Origin of the sequence: Thioclava sp. GXIMD4215, from assembly GCF_045291555.1 — a bacterium.
Classification (GTDB): domain Bacteria; phylum Pseudomonadota; class Alphaproteobacteria; order Rhodobacterales; family Rhodobacteraceae; genus Thioclava; species Thioclava litoralis.
The window spans coordinates 94,586-114,441 of sequence record NZ_CP149517.1; the positions used below are offsets into that span (position 1 = coordinate 94,586).

Genomic DNA, 19,856 nt, shown 5'->3' on the forward strand with positions numbered 1-19,856 from the left:
CACACGGGATGTAACAAATTGGCTTGGTTCAAATCACTGCGGGCGCGCCTTTACGGGATCGTTCTGCTTGCCGCTTTAGCCCTGTTCGGGACGTCTGAACTTTTGCTGAAGTTTTCTGTCGATAATGCCTATCATATGCGCGAGCAGCACCTGCGCGATGTGACCCAGACGGCGGTCAGTATTCTGGAACATCTGCAGAAACAGGTCGAACAAGGGAAAATGACCCCCGATCAGGCGCGCGAGACCGGTCGCGAGGAACTGACGGCCCTGCATTTTGAAGGCAGCGGATATTTTTTCGTTTTCGATACCGATATGGTCTATCAGGCCCATCCGCATAAGCCGGAATGGATCGGCAAGGACCAGGCTGCCTATGAGGATGTCAAAGGGCAGAAGATCTTTGTGGAGATGGGCAAGATTGCCCAGACACAAGGCGGTGGTTCGCTGGTCTATTATTTCAACAATCCCGATACGGGGGCGGTGGAAAGCAAGTTGGGCTATGTCACGCTGTTCCCCGATTGGAACTGGATCGTCGGGACCGGATCCTATGTCTCCGATATTGCGGCGTCCCTGTCCCATCTGCGCACAATGAGCCTGGTCACGATGGGGGTCAGTCTGGCAATACTTGCGGTGATCTCGGGGCTGCTGGCGCGGGATACGGTGCGCCAGATCACCCGGATCAAGGGCCGGATGGAAGCGATGGGCGCGGGCGATACCGAAACGCCGGTGCCCTATATAACCTCCCAGACCGAGATTGGCGCGATGGCGCGGGCGATCGAGGGATTCCGGATTGCGCTGATCGAGAAGGCCGATCTGGACAGGTTGCAGGCGCAGGCCGAGGCCGAGCGTCATCGCGCCGAGGAAGAGGCGATGCGCAAGCAGACGGAGCTGCGCGAGATGCAGGCGGTCGCCGAACGCGAAGCGCGCGAGAAAGAGGACCGGTTGCGCGAGGAAAACGAGGCGCAGCGCCGCGCCGCCGATGCCGAACGTCGCCGCCAGATGGAAGAGCAGGAACGGGTGGTGGGCCAGCTCGGGCAGGCTCTGGCAGGGATGTCGGATGGGGATCTGACGGTTGCGATCCATCAGGCGTTCCCCGAGTCCTACGAGGGGCTGCGGCGCGATTTCAACGCGGCCATCAAGAATATGGCCCGCATGGCCGGAGCGATTCGCGAAAGCGCGATCCGGCTTGAGGCCGAGACGGTGCAGATCGACCGTGCTTCGTCCGAACTGGGGCGGCGCACCGAGACTCAGGCGGCATCGCTGGAGGAAACGGCAGCGGCGATGAACGAAATGTCGTCTTCGGTCTCGAACGCGCTGGAAAATGCCCGCAATGCGACCTCGGCCGTGTCGCGCACCTTGCAGACCGCGACCGATGGCCACCATATCGTGCAGGGCACCGTGGAGGCGATGGCCGAGATCGAGAGAAGCTCCGAGCAGATCAACCGGATCACCTCGGTGATCGACGATATCGCGTTCCAGACCAATCTTCTGGCGCTGAATGCGGGGGTGGAAGCGGCCCGTGCGGGCGAGGCGGGGCGCGGCTTTGCGGTGGTGGCCTCCGAGGTGCGGGCGCTGGCGCAGCGGTCGTCGGAGGCCGCGCGCGATATCTCGCAGTTGCTGTCCACCTCCGAAGTGCAGGTGCGCAGCGGGGTCGAACAGACTAACCGCTCTTCCGAGGCGTTGACCCAGATCGAGGCGCTTATCCGCGAGGTGGATGGTATGGTGCGTTCGATCGAGGCCGGGGCCTCCGAGCAGGCCGCGGGCGTGTCCGAGATCACCAATGCGATCAACCAGCTTGATCAGGTGACCCAGCAGAACGCGGCCATGTTCGAGGAAAATTCGGCGGCGGTCAGGGCGCTTTCTGCCGAGACCCGTTCGCTGAAAGAAGAGGTTTCGGTCTTCCGTATCGAGCCGGAAGAGGAAAGCGAACAGCGCGTGGCATAAGATGGAAACCCGAGGAAAGGCCGCGAATTCGCGGCCTTTTTCATGAGGTTGGACCTGTTTCGGGCAGGCCCAAGGCCCTGCGCCCGACGCGAATCGAGCCATCTGTGATATCGGCACGCAGCGCGGTACTGAGGGCCTCGCTTGCGCGGGCGCGCAGGGCGGCCAGCATCTCTTTATGGCGGTCGATCTTGTAGTGGTCGGTGATGCCGCCAAGCACATGGCGCTGGAACGGCCCGAGCTGTAGCCACAGGCTTTCGATCATCGGTTGGGCCGCATGATCGGGGTTGGCGCAATAAAGCATCCGGTGGAACACTTGATTGAGCCGTGTCAGCTCGTCCAGATCCTGACGCTGGATGGCCAGATCCATCTCGCGGTCAAGCGCCTCCATCTGGTCGATCTGCCGGTCCGTGATATGCGGCAGCGCCCGCAGGGCGGCATGGGTTTCAAGCATGACCCGCAGCGCGATCAGCTCTTCAAAACGCCCCGCCGTCATCTGCGGGATTTGCAGGCGGCGGTTGCCCAGCACTTCGATGCCGCGTTCGGAACTGAGACGGCGCACGGCCTCGCGGATCGGGGTCGGGCTGAGTTTCATCTGCTCGGCCAGCCCGCGCAGGGTCAGCTGCGTGCCGGGGGCGATCAGCCCCAGCATCACCGCATGGCGGAGCCTCCGGTAACAATGGTCCTGCACCGTATCACCGGCATAGGGAGGCAGATCTGGAATACATGTTTCTTTGCTCATGGTCACCACGACGAGTTGACAGACTCTCATAATGCTATCACAATGAAAAAAATGCTATCACATTTTTGCGGGAGCAATCATGACAAGCCGCGTCAAACACGACCTGGAAAACGAGACGGATGTCGAGACCGTCTTTGCCTGTATCTGCGACCTGAACGGGGTCATGCGGGGGAAACGCCTGCCGATTGAACATGTCGACAAGGTCAAGAACGGCTCTTTGCGGATGCCCTTGTCCTTGCTGGGGATGGATATCTGGGGGGAGGATATCGAAGGGTCGGAGCTGGTCTTCGATACGGGCGATGCCGACGGGATCGGTGATTTTACGGGGCGGCCGTTGAGCCTGATCAGCTGGACCTCGCGTCCGGCGGCCTTCGCGCAGCTATGGATGGCCAATGAGGATGGCACGCCTTTCATGGGCGATCCGCGCCGCGCGCTGGCAAGCGTCTGCGACCGTTTCAAGGCGCTGGGGCTGACGCCGGTGGTGGCGACCGAGCTGGAATTCTACATTGTGGACCCCTCCGAGGCCACGCCGCAGCCGCCCTGTTCGCCGGTGACCGGCAAGCGGCTGGATAGCGATGGCGCGCTGTCGCTGGACGAATTGCAGCACTTTGACGAGCTGTTGAACGAGATCTATGACGCCTGCCGCGCGCAGAATATCCCCGCCGATACCGCGATTTCGGAAAACGGGGCAGGGCAGTTTGAAATCAACATGATGCATGTCGATGACCCGCTTCGGGCTGCCGATGATGCGGTGCTGTTCAAACGGCTGGTGCGCGGGATCACCCGCAAGCACGGCTTTGCCGCGACCTTCATGGCGAAACCCTACGGCGACCGCGCCGGTTCGGGGATGCATGTGCATTTCTCGCTGCAGGACAAGGACGGCAATAACGCCTTTGACAATGGCGGTGAGGAGGGCACGCCCCTCTTGCGCCATGCGGTCGCGGGGCTGTTGCGCACCATGCAGGAGAATGCTCTGGTCTTCGCACCGCATGAGAACTCCTTCCGCCGTCTGCTGCCCGGAAGCCACGCGCCCTCCTCGGTGGCTTGGGGCTATGAGAACCGCACCGCCGCGATCCGTATTCCGGGCGGTCACCATAAGGCCCGCCGGATCGAGCATCGTGTGGCAGGCGCCGATGCCAACCCCTATCTGGTGCTGGCCTCTATCCTGGGGGGCGCGCTTCTGGGGATCGAGGGCGAATGGCAGCCGCCGGAACCGATCGAGGGCGATGCCTATTCGCTGGATCTGGACCATCTGTCGCTGGATTGGGCCTCGGCTATTGACGCCTTTGCCCGCGGGCCGCATATCGAGCAGATCTACTCCAAACGTCTCAAGCGGATGTTCGTGCAGTGCAAGCAGCAGGAGCTGCGCCGCTTCACCCGCCATGTGACCGATTTCGAATTCCACAGCTATCTGGAGGCAGTCTGATGTCTGTTTCTTACGCCGGAACGGGTGCCCATACGGGCAGCTATTATGCGGCTTCCGCCAACCCCGCACCGCTGCGCCCGCAGCTGGAAGGGGCGCAGGAGGCCGATGTCTGCGTCGTCGGCGCAGGCTTTTCGGGGCTTTCGACCGCGCTGCATCTGGCCGAGAAGGGCTATCAGGTAACGGTCGTCGAGGGCGCGCGCATCGGCTGGGGCGCGTCTGGGCGCAATGGCGGGCAGATCGTCAACGGGCTGAACGCCAGCCTGCAGAAGATCGGTAAATCCTATGGTAAGGACACCGCGCGCTTTGTGGCGGGGCTGGTGACCGAGGGTGGCAAGATCATCCGCGAGCGCGTCTCGACCTATGGCATTCAATGCGATCTGAAGGATGGCAATGTGTTTGCCGCCTTCAACGACATGCATATGCGCGAGCTTGAGGAGAAAAAGCAGCTTTGGGAGAGCTATGGTCTGTGCGACCAGCGGATGCTGACCAAGGCGGAAATCCGCGAGCATGCCGCGACCGATCTTTATGTGGGCGGGATGATCGACCCCACGGGCGGGCATATGCATCCGCTGAACCTGTGCTTGGGTGAGGCGGCGGCCATCGAGGCCAATGGCGGCACGATCTACGAGATGTCTCCGGTGGTATCGGTGGACACGCAGGCGGCACGTCCGGTGATCAAGACCGAAAAGGGGCAGATCACCTGCCGCATTCTGGTGTTGTGCGGCAATGCCTATCTGGGCCATGTGGTGCCCGATCTGGAAAACCGCGTGATGCCGGTCTCGACGCAGGTGATGGCGACCGAGCCCTTGGGCGAGGCCCGCGCGGCCGAGCTTATGCCCGCCGATACCTGTATCGAGGATGTGCGCTATATCCTTGATTACTATCGTATGTCTGCCGACAAGCGGCTGTTGTTCGGGGGTGGCACCGTTTATGGCGGGACCGACCCGAAGGACATCAAGGCCAAGCTTTGGGGCAATATGATGAAGGTCTTCCCGCAGCTTTCCGATGTGAAGATCGACTATGCGTGGTCGGGCAATTTCGCGCTGTCCTTCTCGCGCGTGCCGCAGATGGGACGGCTGGGGAATGCGACCTATTACGCGCATGGCTATTCGGGCCACGGCGTGACGGGATCGCATACGTTCGGGCGGATTCTGTCGGAAGCGATCGACGGGGATGCCTCGCGCTTTGACGTCTTCGCCAAGCTGCGCTGGATCCCCTTCCCCGGCGGGCGGACCTTCCGCGTGCCCTATTCGGTGATCGGTTCGTGGTATTACGAATTGCGCGACCGTCTGGGGCTTTGACCGGACGACCGGCTTTGAGATCGGCTGCGGGCAGGGCTTGTGTTTCGACGCAAGCCCTGCCTATTTGCGGCCATTGTTGTTTATTGGAGGTCGCGCGCCATGACCATCACCCATCTTGTGACCCATTCGGGCGGTTTCCATGCCGATGAAGTGTTTTCGACAGTCGTTCTGACACGGCTTTTCCCTCAGGCCGAACTGGTGCGCACGCGTGATCCGCAATGGCTGGTGCCGGCAGAGGGCCGTGTGATTTACGATGTGGGCGGCGATTTCGATCCGGCCCGCAATATCTACGATCACCATCAGCGCGAGGCCCCTGTGCGCGAGGACGGTGCGCCGCTGAGTTCTTTCGGGCTGGTCTGGGCACAATTCGGGCGCGATTATCTGCGCAGCTCCGGCGTGCCGGAGGCCCATCTGGACGAGGTGCATGACGGCGTGGACCGCAGCTTCGTGCAGCCGGTTGATCTGGTCGATAATGGCAAACTGTCCCCTGGCGAGGCGGGGGCGCTTCAGGCGATGACCCTGCCGGGGCTGATCGAGACCCTGCGTCCGGTCTTTGACGATAAGGACCCCGAGGGGGAAATCCGCACATTCTGGCAGGCTGTAGGCATTGCGCGCGCCTTTCTGGAAGCGCGGGTGGCGCGCTCTGCGGCGAAGCTGCGGGCGGCGGGCATGGTGGCAGAGGCCATTGTCGCCGCCGGTGAGGGGCGTATTCTGGAACTGCCGACGGGCATGCCGTTCCGTCCGGCAGTGGTGAAGGCGGGGGCTGACCAGCTTTGGTTTGTCGTGACGCCGCGCGGTCCGGAAGACTGGACCTTGGGCACGATCCGCAAATTTGACGAGGGGTTCGAGAACCGAGCCGATCTGCCTGCCGCTTGGGCGGGGCTGAACGGTGTGGCGCTGGAAGAGGCCTCGGGCGTCAAGGGCGCGAAATTCTGCCATAACGGGCGGTTCATCGCCGCCGCCAATTCGCGCGAGGCGGTCATGGAGATGGCGCGGCTGGCGGTGGACGACGCTTTGGCGCGCGGGGTCGTGTGAGGGGCGCTGCCCCTCTTGGGGCCTGACGGCCCCAATTCACCCCGGGATATTTAGAGCAGTTGGAACGGGTGGGCGCAGGCCGTCCTATCGCAGAATGGGCGGTTTGGACGGGTCCATGCCGGGGCCTTTGGGTTTTTCCTGCGGCGCGGCGGGAGCTTCCTCATGCTCATGCTCGGGGAGGTGCAGCACGAGCGCCTTGGCCAGCAGGCGTTGGGCGGCCTCGCTGTCCTCGTCGAGGAAGGTGACATCCAGCTCGCCCGCATCAAGGCCGGAGAATGTCAGCGCCTCGCCCATCGCTTTGGCGATGGCCGGACGCGCGCTTTCAGGGGTGCCCAGCAGGGCCAGAACATGGCCTTTATGACCGTCTTCATAGGTGACGCCGCCCAGAAGCGCGTGGGTGGCCGCGCCGATCAGTTGGTCGAATTTGGCTTCGAAGGCCGGAAGCAGTAGCCCGAGGATGGCGGGCGGAAGGGCGGGGGCCTCGAAGCTGACGGGGCGGCCTGTTATATGGGACGGGCTATGGGTCAGCGTTTCGCTGAGCCAGTCGAGGGCTTCGGGCGGCAGGAGCATGGCCGAGGGGGCCACGCCCAGATTGATGCCGAGGCCGATATTTTCTCCCACGAGATTCTGCGCGATGATCCGGCCGGGCAGGGCGGCATAGGGCATCGGGCCGTCGCAGAAGTCGGCCATGCGTTCTTCGGTATCGAAGGCAAGCACGAAGGCCCCGTCCTCGGCTTCGAAGACCTGCGGGCGGATGTCCTGCCCCTCGACCTCGTCTTCCAGCAGCAGGAAGAGTTCGGCATCGGCAAGGCGGTCGTAAACGGCCAGACGCAGGGCATCGTTTTCCGGTTCGGCGGTCATAGCGGCATGGGCGCGGTCATAGGGGGTCATCTGGAATCCTTCCGAGAGGCGGGCCGCAGGCAAGGCGGGCGGCTTCGGCCCAAAGCCCTATTGCGCGCGTTGGAGTATGGCAAGCCCGAAGGTCTTGTGGACCTGCGGGCTTGTGGCATTTTGGCATTTTGCGCAGGCGGGGAGGGTCAGCTTGAGACTTGCTCGCGCAGCACCGAGGCTGTGAGAGAGAGCATCATATAGATCCCCGCAAAGATCAGGAAGGCCACCACCGTATCCTCGAACGCGCGGGGATATGTCGGGGCATCCGGAGCGATGGGGCGCACGCCCATTTCCAGATAGCGCACCTGTTTATTGGCTTCGAGCCTTGCGGTTTCCATCTGCTGGGCTGCCTGTGCCAGAAGGCCCTGACGGGTGGCCAGATCCGCCTCTGCGATACGCAGATCACCGGTCACGGCGGCGAGCGAGGCGGTGGAGGAGGTCTTCTGCGTCAGTTGCTTGCGCAGATTGGCGATCAGGGCTTCGAGGCGGCTGATATCGCCTTGGACACCGGCCACGCGCGCGGCATTGGGGCTGGGGTTGTCTTGCAACTGGCCCAGTTCGAGCCGCTTCTGCTGGAGCTGCGTTTCGAAGGCCGACACCTGCCCCATCACCAGACTGCTTTCGGAGACGGGGTCAAGCACCCCCTGTTTCTCCTGCAGCTCCAGCACTTTCTGTTGTGCTGCCAGAACCTTGGCCTCGGCATCATCATAGCTGTCGCGCGCGCCCTGCATCTGGTCGCCGCGCAGGCGGGAGGTCAACTGGTCCACCTGTTCTTCGGCATAGGAGATCAGCGCCTTGGCAAAGCGGGCCGAGGTTTCCGGATCGGCGGCGATGACCTCCATCTTGATCACCCCCTCCGAAGGATCATAGCCGATTTTGACGACCTTCTTGTAAAGCGCATAGGCCTCGTTATCGCTGGCGGGGGTGGGAAGACGTTGCAGCGGGTCGATGAATGCCTGCTGGAAGTGCTTTTTGAACCCCTGTTCCGCGTCGAGGCGCTTCATGGCTTCCAGCGATTGCAGGAAGCTCTGGACCGTGACGCTATCCTGATTTGTGGCCAGCTGCGTGCCCGAGAACAGGCTGCTGATCCCGCTGGAGGCGACGCCATCGGCTTTCTGGATCACGAATTCGGTCTTGGTGGCATAGGTGGGCGTGGCCATGACGAAATAGTAATAGGCCGCAACCACCGTTGGCAGCAGGACGAAAAACGCCAGCCGTGTGGCCAGCAATATCAGCTTGCGCCGCCGCCTGCGGGTGATATCGCGCTGGATGGCGAGGATCTCGCTGGCGCGATGTTCCTCGGTCATCATATCGGCGGGCGAGGGTGTCGCGGTGGCGACGGCCATCGCATTCGTTTTGGTCAGGCTGCGTTTGGGCGGCACGGCGGGCAGGTTTTCGGTTTTGCCCGGTTTGACCAGCGACAGGATATTGGAGCGGTCCAGCGGGTCGATGCCCTTGCGACGCAGCAGCAGCACCGCCTCGAAATCCGAGGTCGCCGCGATATTGTGCTTTTGCGCCATACGGCGGGCAAGGCGTAGCTGACGACCGGTCAGGCCTTCCTTGCGGATGGCCTCGATCTCTTCCTCCAGCGTCAGCTCGTCCTTGCCGAGAACCTGCTCGGCCTCGGCTTCCTGCTGCATCCGCTGGGCATCGGCAAATTTCATATCGCCGAACCCGTCATCATGCTGTTCGAAAATGGCGGCCGGATCCTTGGCTGCGTCCTTTTCCTCCATCGCGCCCAAAGCGGCATTGCGGGGCCGCTCCGGCTGCGGTTTGGCCGGTTGCGCGGCAACGGTTCCGGCTTGCGCGGCATCCCGCGACAGGGTCGCGTCGGTTTGGGGCGCACTGGTTAGGGCGGCGTCGGGCGTTCCTGCGGGGGCTGCGACCGGCGTGGCTTTGGCCTGAAGCGCGTGACGGCGGATGCGATATTTGGTGGTCCTAGGCTGTGTAGTCATACATCCGCTTCGCTTCTTCCAGAGTGTCGAACATATAAAGTTGGCCATCGCGGAGCACGGCAGCCGTCCGACAGAATTTCTCTAATGTCTCGGCTTGGTGCGAGACGACGATCACCGTCGAGCGTTGCAACCTTTCGCGCAGGATGGACCCTGCCTTGCGGTTGAACACCACATCGGTGGTCGAGGGCATTCCCTCGTCAATCAGGTAAATATCGAATTCCAGAGCCAGCAGCAGCGAGAAGGTGAACCGCGCTTTCATGCCCTGACTATAGGTGCCGACCGGCATATCGAAATATTCGGCAATGCCGCAAAGCCAGCGGCAGAAGGCCTCGACGTAATCGGGGTCGAGACCGTAGAGCTGCGCGATGAACCGCGCGTTTTCGCGGGCGGTGTGTTTGGTGACCACGCCGCCCATGAATCCCAGCGGAAAGGACACGCGGCAGGTTTTGCGAATCGTGCCTTCGTCGGGCTTTTCCAGACCGGCCATCATGTTGATAATGGTGGTCTTGCCGGTGCCGTTGGGGGCAAGGATGCCAAGCGAATTGCCCAGCTCCACACGGAAGCTGGCGCGATCAAGGATGACTTTGCGCTGCTTGCCCGTCCAGAAGGACTTGCTGACATTTTCAAACTCGAGCATTTCCCTCCCACCCCTGGTTGTGACGCTCTGCGACGGTCGGCTCGTCTTACAACTAGCTTATCGTCGTTAACAAAGCTCCTAAGATCACAATCGGGCAAGATTATGTCGGGTTGGCCGAAATATATGCGGTGTAATTTTGCTATTGTTCACGCAGAGGCAACGACGACGCGGATCTTTGCATTTTGCGCCGCGCGAGCGATTCGGTTTGCCTAGCGGTCCAGTGCATCGCGCAGGCGGTAATAATGGAGGGCGAGGGTGCCATAGAGGGGATGCAGCCCGTAGAGGGGCATCTGGGTCATTTGGGTCTGGACCGGCAGTGGCATCGGGCGTCCGGTCAGGAAATGTTCGGCAATGCGTTGGCCTAGCGCCGTGGCCAGCGCTACCCCGCGCCCGTTGAAACCCGTGGCCGCAAAAAGACCGGGGGCAGGGGTCACAAGCCGTATCCGGTGGTCGGGGGTCATCGCGATACGCCCGTACCAGTAATGCTCCATCGTCAGGCCCGCACCATAGAGGCGGCGGATCTCGGCTTCGATCATGCGGAAGCGCCGCGGGCCCTCGGGGGCGGTGAAATCGCCGCGTCCGCCCAGCAGCAACCGGTTTTCCGGCCCCAGCCGGAAATAGGTGCCGACCCGCCGCGCTTCAGAGACGGGGGTGCGGCGGGGCAGGATACGGGCGCGCTCTGACGTGCTGAGCGGTCGTGTCGCGATCTGGAAACTATGCGCGGGCAGTGTCGCGCGGCTTAGCCCGCGATGCAGATCCGGCGGGGTGTAGCGGTTGGTGGCCAGCAGCACGCGCTCGGCTGTGACCTGCGCGCCCTCGGGCAGGGTGGCGACCCAGTGGCGGCCCTGCCGTGCCATGCTGCACACCGGCGAACGGGCATAGATCTGCACGCCTGCGGCCAAGGCCGCAGCGGTCAGGGCGCGCACCAGTTTCAGCGGGTGCAGCTGGCCGGCGCGCCGGTCTATCCAGCCGCCCTTGAACCGGTGGCTGCCGGTATGCGCGGCCATCGCCTTGGCGTCGAGCCAACCGACATCGGCCCCGCGGGCCTGCCATTCGGACATGCGCCGTTCCAGCGCCGGAAGAAGCACCTGTTTGTCTGCCGCCTGAATCCAGCCGGTGCGCTCGGCATCGCAGTCCAGCCCGAGCCGCGCGACCAGATCGAAGAGCATGGTCGCGGTCGATCCGGCAAACTCTGTCGCTTCCGGCCCGAAGAGGCGGTCCAGCGTGTCGGGGTCGTCCTTCAGGCCGGGAATGACCTGCCCGCCATTGCGCCCCGAGCCGCCCTCACCGGGATCTGCCGCTTCGAGAAGGGTTACCGCCGTGCCCGCTTCGGCCAGATGCAGGGCGGTGGACAGGCCCTGCAAGCCGCCGCCGATCACCAGCACATCGCTGTGCAGGCTCTCTTGCAGGGCGGGCAGTGCTGGCCCTGCGGGGGCGGTGGCGGACCAGAGCGATGACATCGGCATGGGGCAGGCTTTCGGCTGTGTTCCGGTGCAGATTGGGCAGGGTCTTCGCCAATGTCGAGCCGGATCGGCGGTTTCGCATGGCTGTGCCGGAGACCGGGCCGAGCCTGCCCAATTCGGGAGCAGTTCAACGAAAAACCCCGGCCATTGGCCGGGGCAGTTCGGACAGATAGGGCGGTTGGTCCTAGATCTTCTCGCGGCCAATCGCGAAGATACAGGCCAGCGTGATCAGCGCCGCAGCCCCCATATAGTAGCCCACATAGGCCAGCCCGTAATTGGCCTGCAGCCATGTTGCGGCATAGGGGGCAAGCGAGGCGCCTACGATGCCGGCAAAGTTGAAGGTGATCGACGAGCCGCTATAGCGCACGCGGGTCGGGAACGGGGCGGCCAATGCGGTGCCGATCAGGCCGTAGGTCAGGCCCATCAGCATCATCGACAGCGTGACGAACAAGAGGATCGCGCCTTCATTGGCCACCATCAGAACCGGCACGAGGAAGGAGAAGGCGGCGATCAGGATGGTGGTGACAATCAGCACCTCGCGGCGACCGAAACGCTCGGCCGCAAGCCCTGCAACAGGGATCGCCAACCCGAAGATGATGGCGCCCCAGAGCTGCATCACCAAAGCGTCCGTGAAGGGGATTTCCAGCACTTTCACGTTATAGGACAGCAGATAGGCCGTGCCGATATAGAACAGCACGAAGGTCACCATCGCCACGAATGTGCCAAGGAAGATCGACAGTTTGTGATTGGCAAAGAGTTCGAACACCGGCACCGCCACACGTTCGTCCTTCTCGATCGCCTCCTGGAATGCGGGGGTCTCGGTGATCGACAGGCGCACCCACATCCCGATCACCACCAGCGCGATGGAGGCGACGAAGGGAATGCGCCAACCCCAGCCAAGCAACTGTTCTTTCGGCATGAATTGCAAAAGCAGCCAGAACAGGCCGGAGGACAGGAACAGACCCACCGGCGCGCCCAGTTGCGGGAACATACCATACCAGTTCTTCTTGCCCTCGGGGGCGTTTTCGGTGGCCATCAGCACCGCCCCGCCCCATTCGCCGCCCAGACCGAAGCCCTGGCCAAAGCGGCACAGCGCCAGCAGAAGCGGCGCGGCGACCCCGATCTGCGCATAGGTCGGCAAAAGCCCGATGACGACGGTCGAGACGCCCATCGTCAGCAACGCCGCCACCAGCGTGGCCTTGCGTCCGATCCGGTCGCCGAAATGGCCGAACACGACCGCGCCCATAGGCCGTGCGAAGAACGCGATGGAGAAGGTCGCGAAAGAGGCCAGCAGAGCGGTCATGCCGTCTTCATTGGGGAAGAATAGCGTGGGGAAGACCAGCACGGCGGCGGTGGCATAGACGTAGAAATCGAAGAATTCGATCGTGGTCCCGATCAGGCTGGCCAGCAAAACCTTGCCCGCCGAGTTTCTGGCGGGGGCTTTTGCGTCGGCGAAGCCATTGGCTGAGGATATGTCCGACATTTTATTTCTTATTCCAGTGTGTATTGTTTGCAAAATTGCTAACCTTGGCGGGTTATCGGAATAAAAGAGTCTCTGTAACCCGCTATTTTGTGAGCATGCGCACAATATTGCCGTCCGTTGCGCGCCTTCTCGCGGCAAAGGGGAGCCCTCCGCGCAAGATTGCCCTGCGCGGTGTTCGTGTCGGAGATAGGGAGGTTAGCGTTTTTTGCGCCGCTGGACGTTGCCGCCGCGCTGGCCGGGGCGGCCTGCGGTGGATCTGCCACGCGAATTGACCGCAGCGTCAGAGGCCTCTTCCACCGCCGATTGCCGCGCCATCGGGTCATCCGAGACGGCCAGCTCTACCGCCTCAAGCCGCTTGACCTCGTCGCGCAGGCGGGCGGCTTCCTCGAATTCGAGGTTCTCGGCGGCCTTGCGCATCTCGGCGCGCAGGCTGTCCAGATGCGCCTGAAGGTTCGCCCCAGGTTTGACCTTATCGACCTTGGCGGTGACACGCGACATATCGGTATCGCCCTGATAAAGCCCCGCCAGCACATCCTCGACATTCTTGCGCACGGTTTGCGGGGTGATGCCATGTTCCTCGTTATAGGCGATCTGCTTGGCACGGCGGCGGTCGGTCTCGTCGATGGCGGCCTGCATCGAGCCGGTGATCTTATCGGCATACATGATCACGCGGCCATCGGCGTTCCGCGCCGCACGGCCCACCGTCTGGATCAGCGAGGTGGTGGAGCGCAGGAAGCCTTCCTTATCGGCATCGAGGATCGCCACCAACCCGCATTCGGGAATATCCAGACCCTCGCGCAGAAGGTTGATCCCGATCAGCACGTCAAAGGCCCCAAGGCGGAGGTCACGCAGGATCTCGATGCGTTCAATCGTGTCGATATCGCTATGCATATAGCGCACCCGCACACCCTGTTCGTGCAGATATTCAGTCAGATCCTCGGCCATACGTTTGGTCAGCGTGGTGACTAGGGTGCGCAGCCCCTTGGCGGCGACCAGACGGATCTCATCCAGCACGTCATCAACCTGAGTCTCGACAGGGCGGATCTCGATCACCGGATCCAGAAGACCCGTCGGGCGGATCACCTGTTCGGCAAAGATACCGCCCGTCTGCTCCATCTCCCATTTGCCGGGGGTGGCCGAGACAAAGACCGACTGCGGGCGCATGGCGTCCCATTCCTCGAACTTGAGGGGCCGGTTATCCATGCAGGACGGCAGGCGGAAGCCATGTTCGGCCAGCGTGAATTTGCGCCGGTAGTCGCCGCGATACATGCCGCCGATCTGCGGCACGGTGACATGGCTTTCATCGGCAAAGACAATCGCATTATCGGGGATGAACTCGAACAAAGTGGGCGGCGGCTCGCCAGGCGCGCGGCCCGTGAGATAGCGCGAGTAATTCTCGATCCCGTTACAGACGCCCGTGGCTTCCAGCATCTCGAGGTCGAAATTGGTGCGCTGTTCCAGCCGCTGGGCCTCCAGAAGCTTGCCCTCGTCATTGAGCTGCTTCAGCCGCAACCCGAGTTCTTTCTTGATGCCCTTGGTCGCTTGGTTCAGCGTCGGGCGCGGGGTGACGTAGTGGCTATTGGCGTAAATCCGGATCTGGTCGAAACTGTCGGATTTCGCCCCCGTCAGCGGGTCGAATTCGGTGATCGCCTCAAGCTCTTCGCCAAAGAAGGCAAAGCGCCAAGCGCGGTCCTCAAGGTGGGCCGGCCAAAGATCAACCGTATCGCCCTTCACGCGGAAGGACCCGCGCACGAAGGCCGCATCAAGGCGTTTATACTGCTGCGCCACCAGATCGGCGAGGAATTTGCGCTGCTCGTAAAGCTCGCCCACCTTCAGATCCTGCGTCATGGCGGAATAGGTTTCGACCGAACCGATACCATAGATACAGGAGACCGAGGCCACGATGATCACATCGTCACGCTCTAGAAGCGCCCGCGTGGCCGAGTGGCGCATCCGGTCGATCTGTTCGTTGATCTGGGATTCTTTCTCGATATAGGTGTCCGAGCGCGGCACATAGGCCTCGGGCTGGTAGTAGTCGTAATAGGACACGAAATATTCGACGGCATTCTCGGGGAAGAAGCCCTTGAACTCGCCATAAAGCTGGGCGGCCAGCGTCTTGTTGGGCGCAAGGATGATCGCGGGACGCTGGGTCTCCTCGATGATCTTGGCCATGGTGAAGGTCTTGCCCGTGCCCGTCGCCCCCAGCAGCACCTGATCGCGCTCGTTGTCCCGCACGCCCTGAGACAGCTCGGCAATGGCCGTGGGCTGGTCGCCTGCGGGCGAGAATTCCGAATGCATGACAAAGCGCCGACCGCCTTCCAGCTTGGGCTTGGTCAGCACATCGGGGCGTTCGGTGGGCAGATTGGTGTTGTTATGGGGCATGAACCTCTACCTATCGGGGACGCCCATAGATGTGGCATAGGCGGCGGGGCTTTCAAGTGGATAAGCCCGATCAGGGGAAAAATGTTCACGATATTTCCTCGTTTTTTCCAGCCGCCGCCCGCAGCGGGCAGGGCGGGGCGATCTTACAGCAGACGGGCAGAGAGCGCCGCCGGATTCTGGCTGAGATACCAGTCAAGCTGCGCCCAGCCCTGCGCGGTATTGCGCAGGATATAGGCACGGTTTTCGGGGAACTGACCGGCCCGCCAGAGCGTGAGCAGCGCGCGGGTCACGACGCGGGCGAAGACCAGATGCGGCAACAGGCGGCGCTCGGCCTTGGAAAGCGGGGCATGGGCAATATGGCCCTCGAAAAGGCGGGTCGGTCCGGCAAACATCCCGTCCTGTCCCTGTTCGGCGGCATCGCGAGGCAGCTGGTTGAGCATGGCGGTCGACAGGTCGATGGCCACAGCCGTTTCGACCACATCGCCGAAATCGATGATGCCGGTGATTGGTTGCGCCTTGCGGCGGTCAACCAGCAGGTTCGAGCGGCTGAAATCATTATGCAGGATTTGCCGCGGCAGGGCCTCGATGTCGTCGCGCAGGGACAGGATCTGGCGAAAGGCACGGGTCAGGGCACTTCGCTGACTCTGGTCAGGCACGTGGTCCAGAAGCTCTGCCAGCCTCGGCAGGTGCCGGATATCCCATGCCAGCTGGCGGGCGGCAAAGGGGTGGCGGAAATCGGTCATGGCCAGCCGTAGCTTGGCGTTCATTTCGCCAATCCGGTATTGTTCGGGGCCAAGCGGGGGCAGAGTGTCGAGCAGATCGCCCTCAAGATAGGTCATCATCCGCGCATGCCTTATCCCGTCGGCCAGCGGCAAAGCCACAAGCGCGGCACCATTCAGCGCGGGCACAATCCGCGGCACAGGCAGATCGGGGGCGTGGCGGTTCAGATGGGCGAGCGTCTGGATCTGAAGGTCGAGTTCGGCGGGCGGCTCTGCCGGATTGGCGATCTTGAAGATCAGTTTGCGATCCTGTTGGCGGAGCGCGAATGTATCGTCCTTTTCGGTGTCCAGCCGCGTGATATCGCCGGATAGGCCCCAGAGCTCCTGCGCCAGACGGGCGGCGTGTTCCGGCCCGACCGTCTGACAGCGGGTCGAGAGCGACCCGAGGTCGATCCTTTCCGGCGCGCCTGTCGCAGGCAAAGCGGGAAGCGGGCCGGAAACAGGGGGGAGGCAGGGATCGGGGTTGGGCAAGGCGGGCTCCGTCCTGAGGTCTAGGGGCTGGCGTGCAAGGCAAGGTCTTCGCGTGCATCGCGGCTGGTGCGGGGGATGGCGCGATTGATGTCCGCCAGATAGTCTCCGCGCGGGTCGGGGCTTCGCGGGCGGTCGGCGCGGTCCTGCAATCCCGCATCGACGATCTCGCGATAGCTGCGGGCCGCGCGTTGGGATACGGCGTTACGGGTGGCGGCATCGGCTTTGCTGGCAAGGGAAAGCTCGGCCCTCGCCTTATGGGTCATGCCGTTGAACTGCGCTCGCAAGCCTCGGGCGAGGCTGGTATAATCGGGGTCGATCAGCCGTTGCAGGCGCTCGATATCCCACCATTGATCGGGGTCGGTATGGTGGGCGGGCTGGCTCCAGCCTTTGGGCAGATCGGTATCGAGCCAGACCGGAATGAAGCCCGACAGGCAGGGCGAGGCAAGGCTGACCCAGATCTCGCGCGGGGTCTGCGGCGTGGCTGGCAGGGCCACGATCATCGAAGCGGCGGTTTCCGAACCGGAACTGGCGCTGACCCCATGCATGCAGACACAGGCCTGACCGCCCGCCGCCGGATGCCGGTCCGGATCGCCGCCATGATCGCGTAGCACGTCGATCATCTCGGTCAGCCCGATCCGGCCCTTGGGCAGGCCCGCCACTTTGGCGCGCGACATGGCAAGCCGCGCATGGCAGGCGGGCAGATTGGCGCGGGTGCTATCGGTATAGGCGCGCGCCCAGTCAAAGGGCGTGCCTGCCGGATGCCAGCCCTGTTCAGTGGCAAAAGCCTCGGCCTGATCCGAGATCAGGTCATAATCGCGCCCGATCGAATAGACATTGGAAATGGCGGCCCATTGCGTGACCTTGCGGGCCACCCAATGGCGGCCCGCGCTTTCCACCACCCAGCCTGAGCGGCCATCGGCCAGCAGGAAGGCGTTGTGATAGACCATCTCGCGGGTCAAAGCGGCATGGCCCCCCTGACCATAGGTCTCGATCAGGCCGGTCAGCACCTTCAGCCCCTCATCGGCATCACGGGCGCGTTCCAGCGTGAGGCGCAGGAGATCCATGCCCAGAAGGTTCGGCCCCTGATCTGCCGCCAGTCGCGACCAGACGGCCTCATTGCCGATGGTCAGCCCATGTTCGTTGACGCCATGCTCGAACCCCCAGATCCACCACGGGCGCGAGCCGATACAGGCATAGGTGTGCCCGACCTGCGGCAGGTCGATATAGGTGGCTTGGACGCGGGCATCAGAGGCATGGCTTGCGGCCTCCACCTTCGTCAGATATTGTGCCTCATTCGGCGCGCGGTCCGAGTTCTTGGCAAAATAGCTGCGCCCGTCTTGGGTGAGGCTGCCCAGAACCAGTATTGTGTCGCACATGGGGTCCCCTCAGCCGAGCTTGGTCACATGGACCTGCGGCAGGCGGCCCTGATTCCACTTGCCTTCGATCGCGCGCTCGACCTGAGCGGCCAATTGCAAAAGCAACCCGTCATTGCCTTGGGCGGCATGGATCTGCATCCCCAAGGGCAACCCATTGGCATGAACGGCCAGCGGCAGCGACATACCGGGGGTGCCGCAGAGATTGTTGAGCGGCGTATAGGCGAAGAACCCCCAGAGGTTCTCGAACCAGTCAAGTGCCGAAGGGTTATCGGTGGTGGTCAGATATTCGGTGGTGCCGATGGTGGGGGTCTCGCGCGCGGTGGTGGGGGTCAGCAGGATGTCCCATTCCTGAAAGGCTGCGCCGAAGGCTCGGGCGGTTTCGTTGAAATCCAGCTGCATATCGGCGCGGGTCGTATAGCTGATATCCTTGCCCTGTTCCCAGATGCGGATGTTCATCGGCTCGAAAAGGTCTTCGGGGGGGGTGTCCAACCCCTTCATCCGCAAGAGGTTATTCACCACCTGCGCGAAATTCGAGATATAGCAGGTGGTCTGGGCGGCATAGGCTTTTTCGAAATCCACCTTGGGCGTGACGAATTCCACATAATGGCCGAGGCTCTCGAAGAACTCCGCCACGCGGGTGAGTTCGGCTGCAATATGGGGCGTGGCCGCATAGGGCCCCCATTCATGCGAGACAGCAATCTTCAGCCGCCGCGGGTCATTCTGGATCTGTTCAAGGAAGGGCGTCTCGGGGTGCCAGAAGGGCATGAATTCCCCCGGCGCTCCGCCACGGCAGCTGTCCACAAAGGCGGCGGTGTCGCGCACCGTGCGCGAGATGCAGCCTTGCGTCGAGACCACCGAGGAGAAATCGGAATTGGCGGGCGCAATCGAGAAGGTCCCGCGTGAGGATTTCAGCCCGATCGCCCCGCAGCAGCCCGCGGGAATCCGGATCGAGCCACCCCCGTCAGTGCCATGCGCAAGCGGTAAAACGCCCGCGCCCACCATCACCGAAGACCCCGCAGAAGACCCGCAGCTGGTGAAGCCCGTGTCCCAAGGATTGCGGGTGACATAGACGGCAGGGTTCTCGGCCGAGCTACAGCAGCCGAATTCCGGCGTTGTGCTGCGCCCGATGATATTCAGCCCCGCCTGTTTGATCTTCGTGGTCAGAAAGGCGTCTTTCTCGGGCCGGTTGCCTTTCAGGTAAAGCGAGCCCTGTTCCTGCAGCCGCCCCGCGACGGTCGGCCCCAGATCCTTCATCAGGAAGGGCAGCCCAGCGAAGGGGCCTTGGGTATTGGTGCCATGTCCCGCGCTATCGGCCACGGCATCGTCAAAGACCTCGACAACGCCACAGATTTCGGGATTGACCGCACGGATCGCGCGGGCCGCCTGAGCGGCGACCTCTTCGGCGGTGACATCGCCCGCACGGATAAGCTGGGCCAGCCCCAGCCCGTCATGGGCGTACCATTCGTCCCAACTCATTGTAAGGGAGGCGTCTATTGTGTCGGTCATGCGGGTCTCCGGCGCTTGGTGGCAAGCAGGCCCTGCCAGCCCCTGAGCGGGGAGGTACAGGTGCCAGTGGCATGGGGGATATGCGGAGAGGGAGCGATTGTTCTGCCCCCGATCCTGTCTCTCTATCGACGCTACAAAATTGTCGACAATAATCAATGTCAAAAATTTTGGCCTGTTTTACAGAACGGTTCTGCCACGGCCTGCAGATTTGGCATCAGTGAGAGATTTTTTGTTAAGGTACTGAAAAGATTGCCGAATAGATTGAATTTATAAGGTGTATTATGGAGGCCTATGGCAAAATATTCCCTGAATAAATCTGCCTAAATAATAATCTTGATTATCATATATGTATGATATGGTTTGATTTTTACGCCGCGATCCTCGGGCATCCCTTTGACCGATCACATAAAATTTGAGCTTTTGAGAACTGGGGCTTGCTTGGAGAAAAGATCTGCCCTTACCCTGAACGAG

14 protein-coding genes are annotated in these 19,856 nt (G+C 62.4%); 4 read left to right on the plus strand and 10 right to left on the minus strand.

Features of this window, described 5'->3' with window-relative positions; all coding sequences use genetic code 11:
* Positions 1 to 18 precede the first annotated feature (18 nt).
* Complete coding sequence (locus tag WDB86_RS17020) at positions 19 to 1,941, plus strand: methyl-accepting chemotaxis protein (RefSeq protein ID WP_341486094.1); 1,923 nt, start codon at positions 19 to 21, stop codon at positions 1,939 to 1,941.
* Positions 1,942 to 1,981: 40 nt separating this feature from the next.
* Here the strand turns inward: WDB86_RS17020 and WDB86_RS17025 are convergent, their stop codons facing one another.
* Entirely contained in the window at positions 1,982 to 2,680 is a 699-nt protein-coding gene (locus WDB86_RS17025) for a GntR family transcriptional regulator (protein WP_339109972.1), read from the minus strand.
* 79 nt (positions 2,681 to 2,759) lie between these two features.
* On the opposite strand from WDB86_RS17025, the gene WDB86_RS17030 reads away from it, so the two are divergent.
* The 3 genes from WDB86_RS17030 to WDB86_RS17040 all read left to right on the plus strand — a co-directional run bounded on the left by WDB86_RS17030 (position 2,760) and on the right by WDB86_RS17040 (position 6,442).
* Positions 2,760 to 4,106 (plus strand): glutamine synthetase family protein, encoded by a 1,347-nt coding sequence (locus WDB86_RS17030; protein WP_330629475.1) that lies wholly within the window; start codon positions 2,760 to 2,762, stop codon positions 4,104 to 4,106.
* Positions 4,106 to 5,407 (plus strand): FAD-binding oxidoreductase, encoded by a 1,302-nt coding sequence (locus WDB86_RS17035; RefSeq protein ID WP_341486095.1) that lies wholly within the window; start codon positions 4,106 to 4,108, stop codon positions 5,405 to 5,407. The genes WDB86_RS17030 and WDB86_RS17035 overlap by 1 nt, the downstream gene beginning before the upstream one ends.
* A gap of 99 nt (positions 5,408 to 5,506) precedes the next feature.
* On the plus strand, positions 5,507 to 6,442 hold the full coding sequence (locus WDB86_RS17040; protein ID WP_341486096.1) for an MYG1 family protein: 936 nt from the start codon (positions 5,507 to 5,509) through the stop codon (positions 6,440 to 6,442).
* An 84-nt stretch (positions 6,443 to 6,526) separates the two neighbouring features.
* Here the strand turns inward: WDB86_RS17040 and WDB86_RS17045 are convergent, their stop codons facing one another.
* From WDB86_RS17045 to WDB86_RS17085, 9 genes are all read right to left on the minus strand, one after another.
* Positions 6,527 to 7,333, minus strand: a complete 807-nt coding sequence (locus tag WDB86_RS17045; RefSeq protein ID WP_330629472.1) for an SseB family protein — start codon at positions 7,331 to 7,333, stop codon at positions 6,527 to 6,529.
* Between the two features lie 146 nt (positions 7,334 to 7,479).
* On the minus strand, positions 7,480 to 9,288 hold the full coding sequence (locus tag WDB86_RS17050; RefSeq protein ID WP_341486097.1) for a capsule biosynthesis protein: 1,809 nt from the start codon (positions 9,286 to 9,288) through the stop codon (positions 7,480 to 7,482).
* Positions 9,272 to 9,925: an ATP-binding cassette domain-containing protein gene (locus WDB86_RS17055; RefSeq protein ID WP_330629470.1), complete on the minus strand. Its 654-nt coding sequence runs from the start codon at positions 9,923 to 9,925 to the stop codon at positions 9,272 to 9,274. The genes WDB86_RS17050 and WDB86_RS17055 overlap by 17 nt, the downstream gene beginning before the upstream one ends.
* Before the next feature lie 209 nt (positions 9,926 to 10,134).
* On the minus strand, positions 10,135 to 11,391 hold the full coding sequence (locus WDB86_RS17060) for an NAD(P)/FAD-dependent oxidoreductase (RefSeq protein WP_406737102.1): 1,257 nt from the start codon (positions 11,389 to 11,391) through the stop codon (positions 10,135 to 10,137).
* Between the two features lie 181 nt (positions 11,392 to 11,572).
* Entirely contained in the window at positions 11,573 to 12,883 is a 1,311-nt protein-coding gene (locus WDB86_RS17065) for an MFS transporter (RefSeq protein WP_339110053.1), read from the minus strand.
* A 183-nt stretch (positions 12,884 to 13,066) separates the two neighbouring features.
* A complete protein-coding gene (gene uvrB / locus WDB86_RS17070) occupies positions 13,067 to 15,253 on the minus strand; it encodes an excinuclease ABC subunit UvrB (RefSeq protein ID WP_341486099.1) in 2,187 nt (728 codons plus the stop codon).
* A gap of 143 nt (positions 15,254 to 15,396) precedes the next feature.
* Entirely contained in the window at positions 15,397 to 16,503 is a 1,107-nt protein-coding gene (locus WDB86_RS17075; RefSeq protein WP_406737103.1) for a phosphotransferase, read from the minus strand.
* A gap of 20 nt (positions 16,504 to 16,523) precedes the next feature.
* On the minus strand, positions 16,524 to 17,879 hold the full coding sequence (locus WDB86_RS17080) for a C69 family dipeptidase (protein ID WP_341486101.1): 1,356 nt from the start codon (positions 17,877 to 17,879) through the stop codon (positions 16,524 to 16,526).
* A gap of 9 nt (positions 17,880 to 17,888) precedes the next feature.
* Positions 17,889 to 19,385, minus strand: a complete 1,497-nt coding sequence (locus WDB86_RS17085; protein ID WP_406737104.1) for an amidase — start codon at positions 19,383 to 19,385, stop codon at positions 17,889 to 17,891.
* Between the last annotated feature and the right edge of the window lie 471 nt (positions 19,386 to 19,856).

Bases quoted from the DNA above. Each gene is read 5' to 3' on its own strand.
- WDB86_RS17025 (WP_339109972.1), bottom strand. From the start codon at position 2,680: ATGAGCAAAGAAACATGTATTCCAGATCTGCCTCCCTATGCCGGTGAT.
- WDB86_RS17030 (WP_330629475.1), top strand. From the start codon at position 2,760: ATGACAAGCCGCGTCAAACACGACCTGGAAAACGAGACGGATGTCGAG.
- WDB86_RS17035 (WP_341486095.1), top strand. From the start codon at position 4,106: ATGTCTGTTTCTTACGCCGGAACGGGTGCCCATACGGGCAGCTATTAT.
- WDB86_RS17040 (WP_341486096.1), top strand. From the start codon at position 5,507: ATGACCATCACCCATCTTGTGACCCATTCGGGCGGTTTCCATGCCGAT.
- WDB86_RS17045 (WP_330629472.1), bottom strand. From the start codon at position 7,333: ATGACCCCCTATGACCGCGCCCATGCCGCTATGACCGCCGAACCGGAA.
- WDB86_RS17050 (WP_341486097.1), bottom strand. From the start codon at position 9,288: ATGACTACACAGCCTAGGACCACCAAATATCGCATCCGCCGTCACGCG.
- WDB86_RS17055 (WP_330629470.1), bottom strand. From the start codon at position 9,925: ATGCTCGAGTTTGAAAATGTCAGCAAGTCCTTCTGGACGGGCAAGCAG.
- WDB86_RS17060 (WP_406737102.1), bottom strand. From the start codon at position 11,391: ATGCCGATGTCATCGCTCTGGTCCGCCACCGCCCCCGCAGGGCCAGCA.
- uvrB (WP_341486099.1), bottom strand. From the start codon at position 15,253: ATGCCCCATAACAACACCAATCTGCCCACCGAACGCCCCGATGTGCTG.
- WDB86_RS17080 (WP_341486101.1), bottom strand. From the start codon at position 17,879: ATGTGCGACACAATACTGGTTCTGGGCAGCCTCACCCAAGACGGGCGC.
- WDB86_RS17085 (WP_406737104.1), bottom strand. From the start codon at position 19,385: ATGACCGACACAATAGACGCCTCCCTTACAATGAGTTGGGACGAATGG.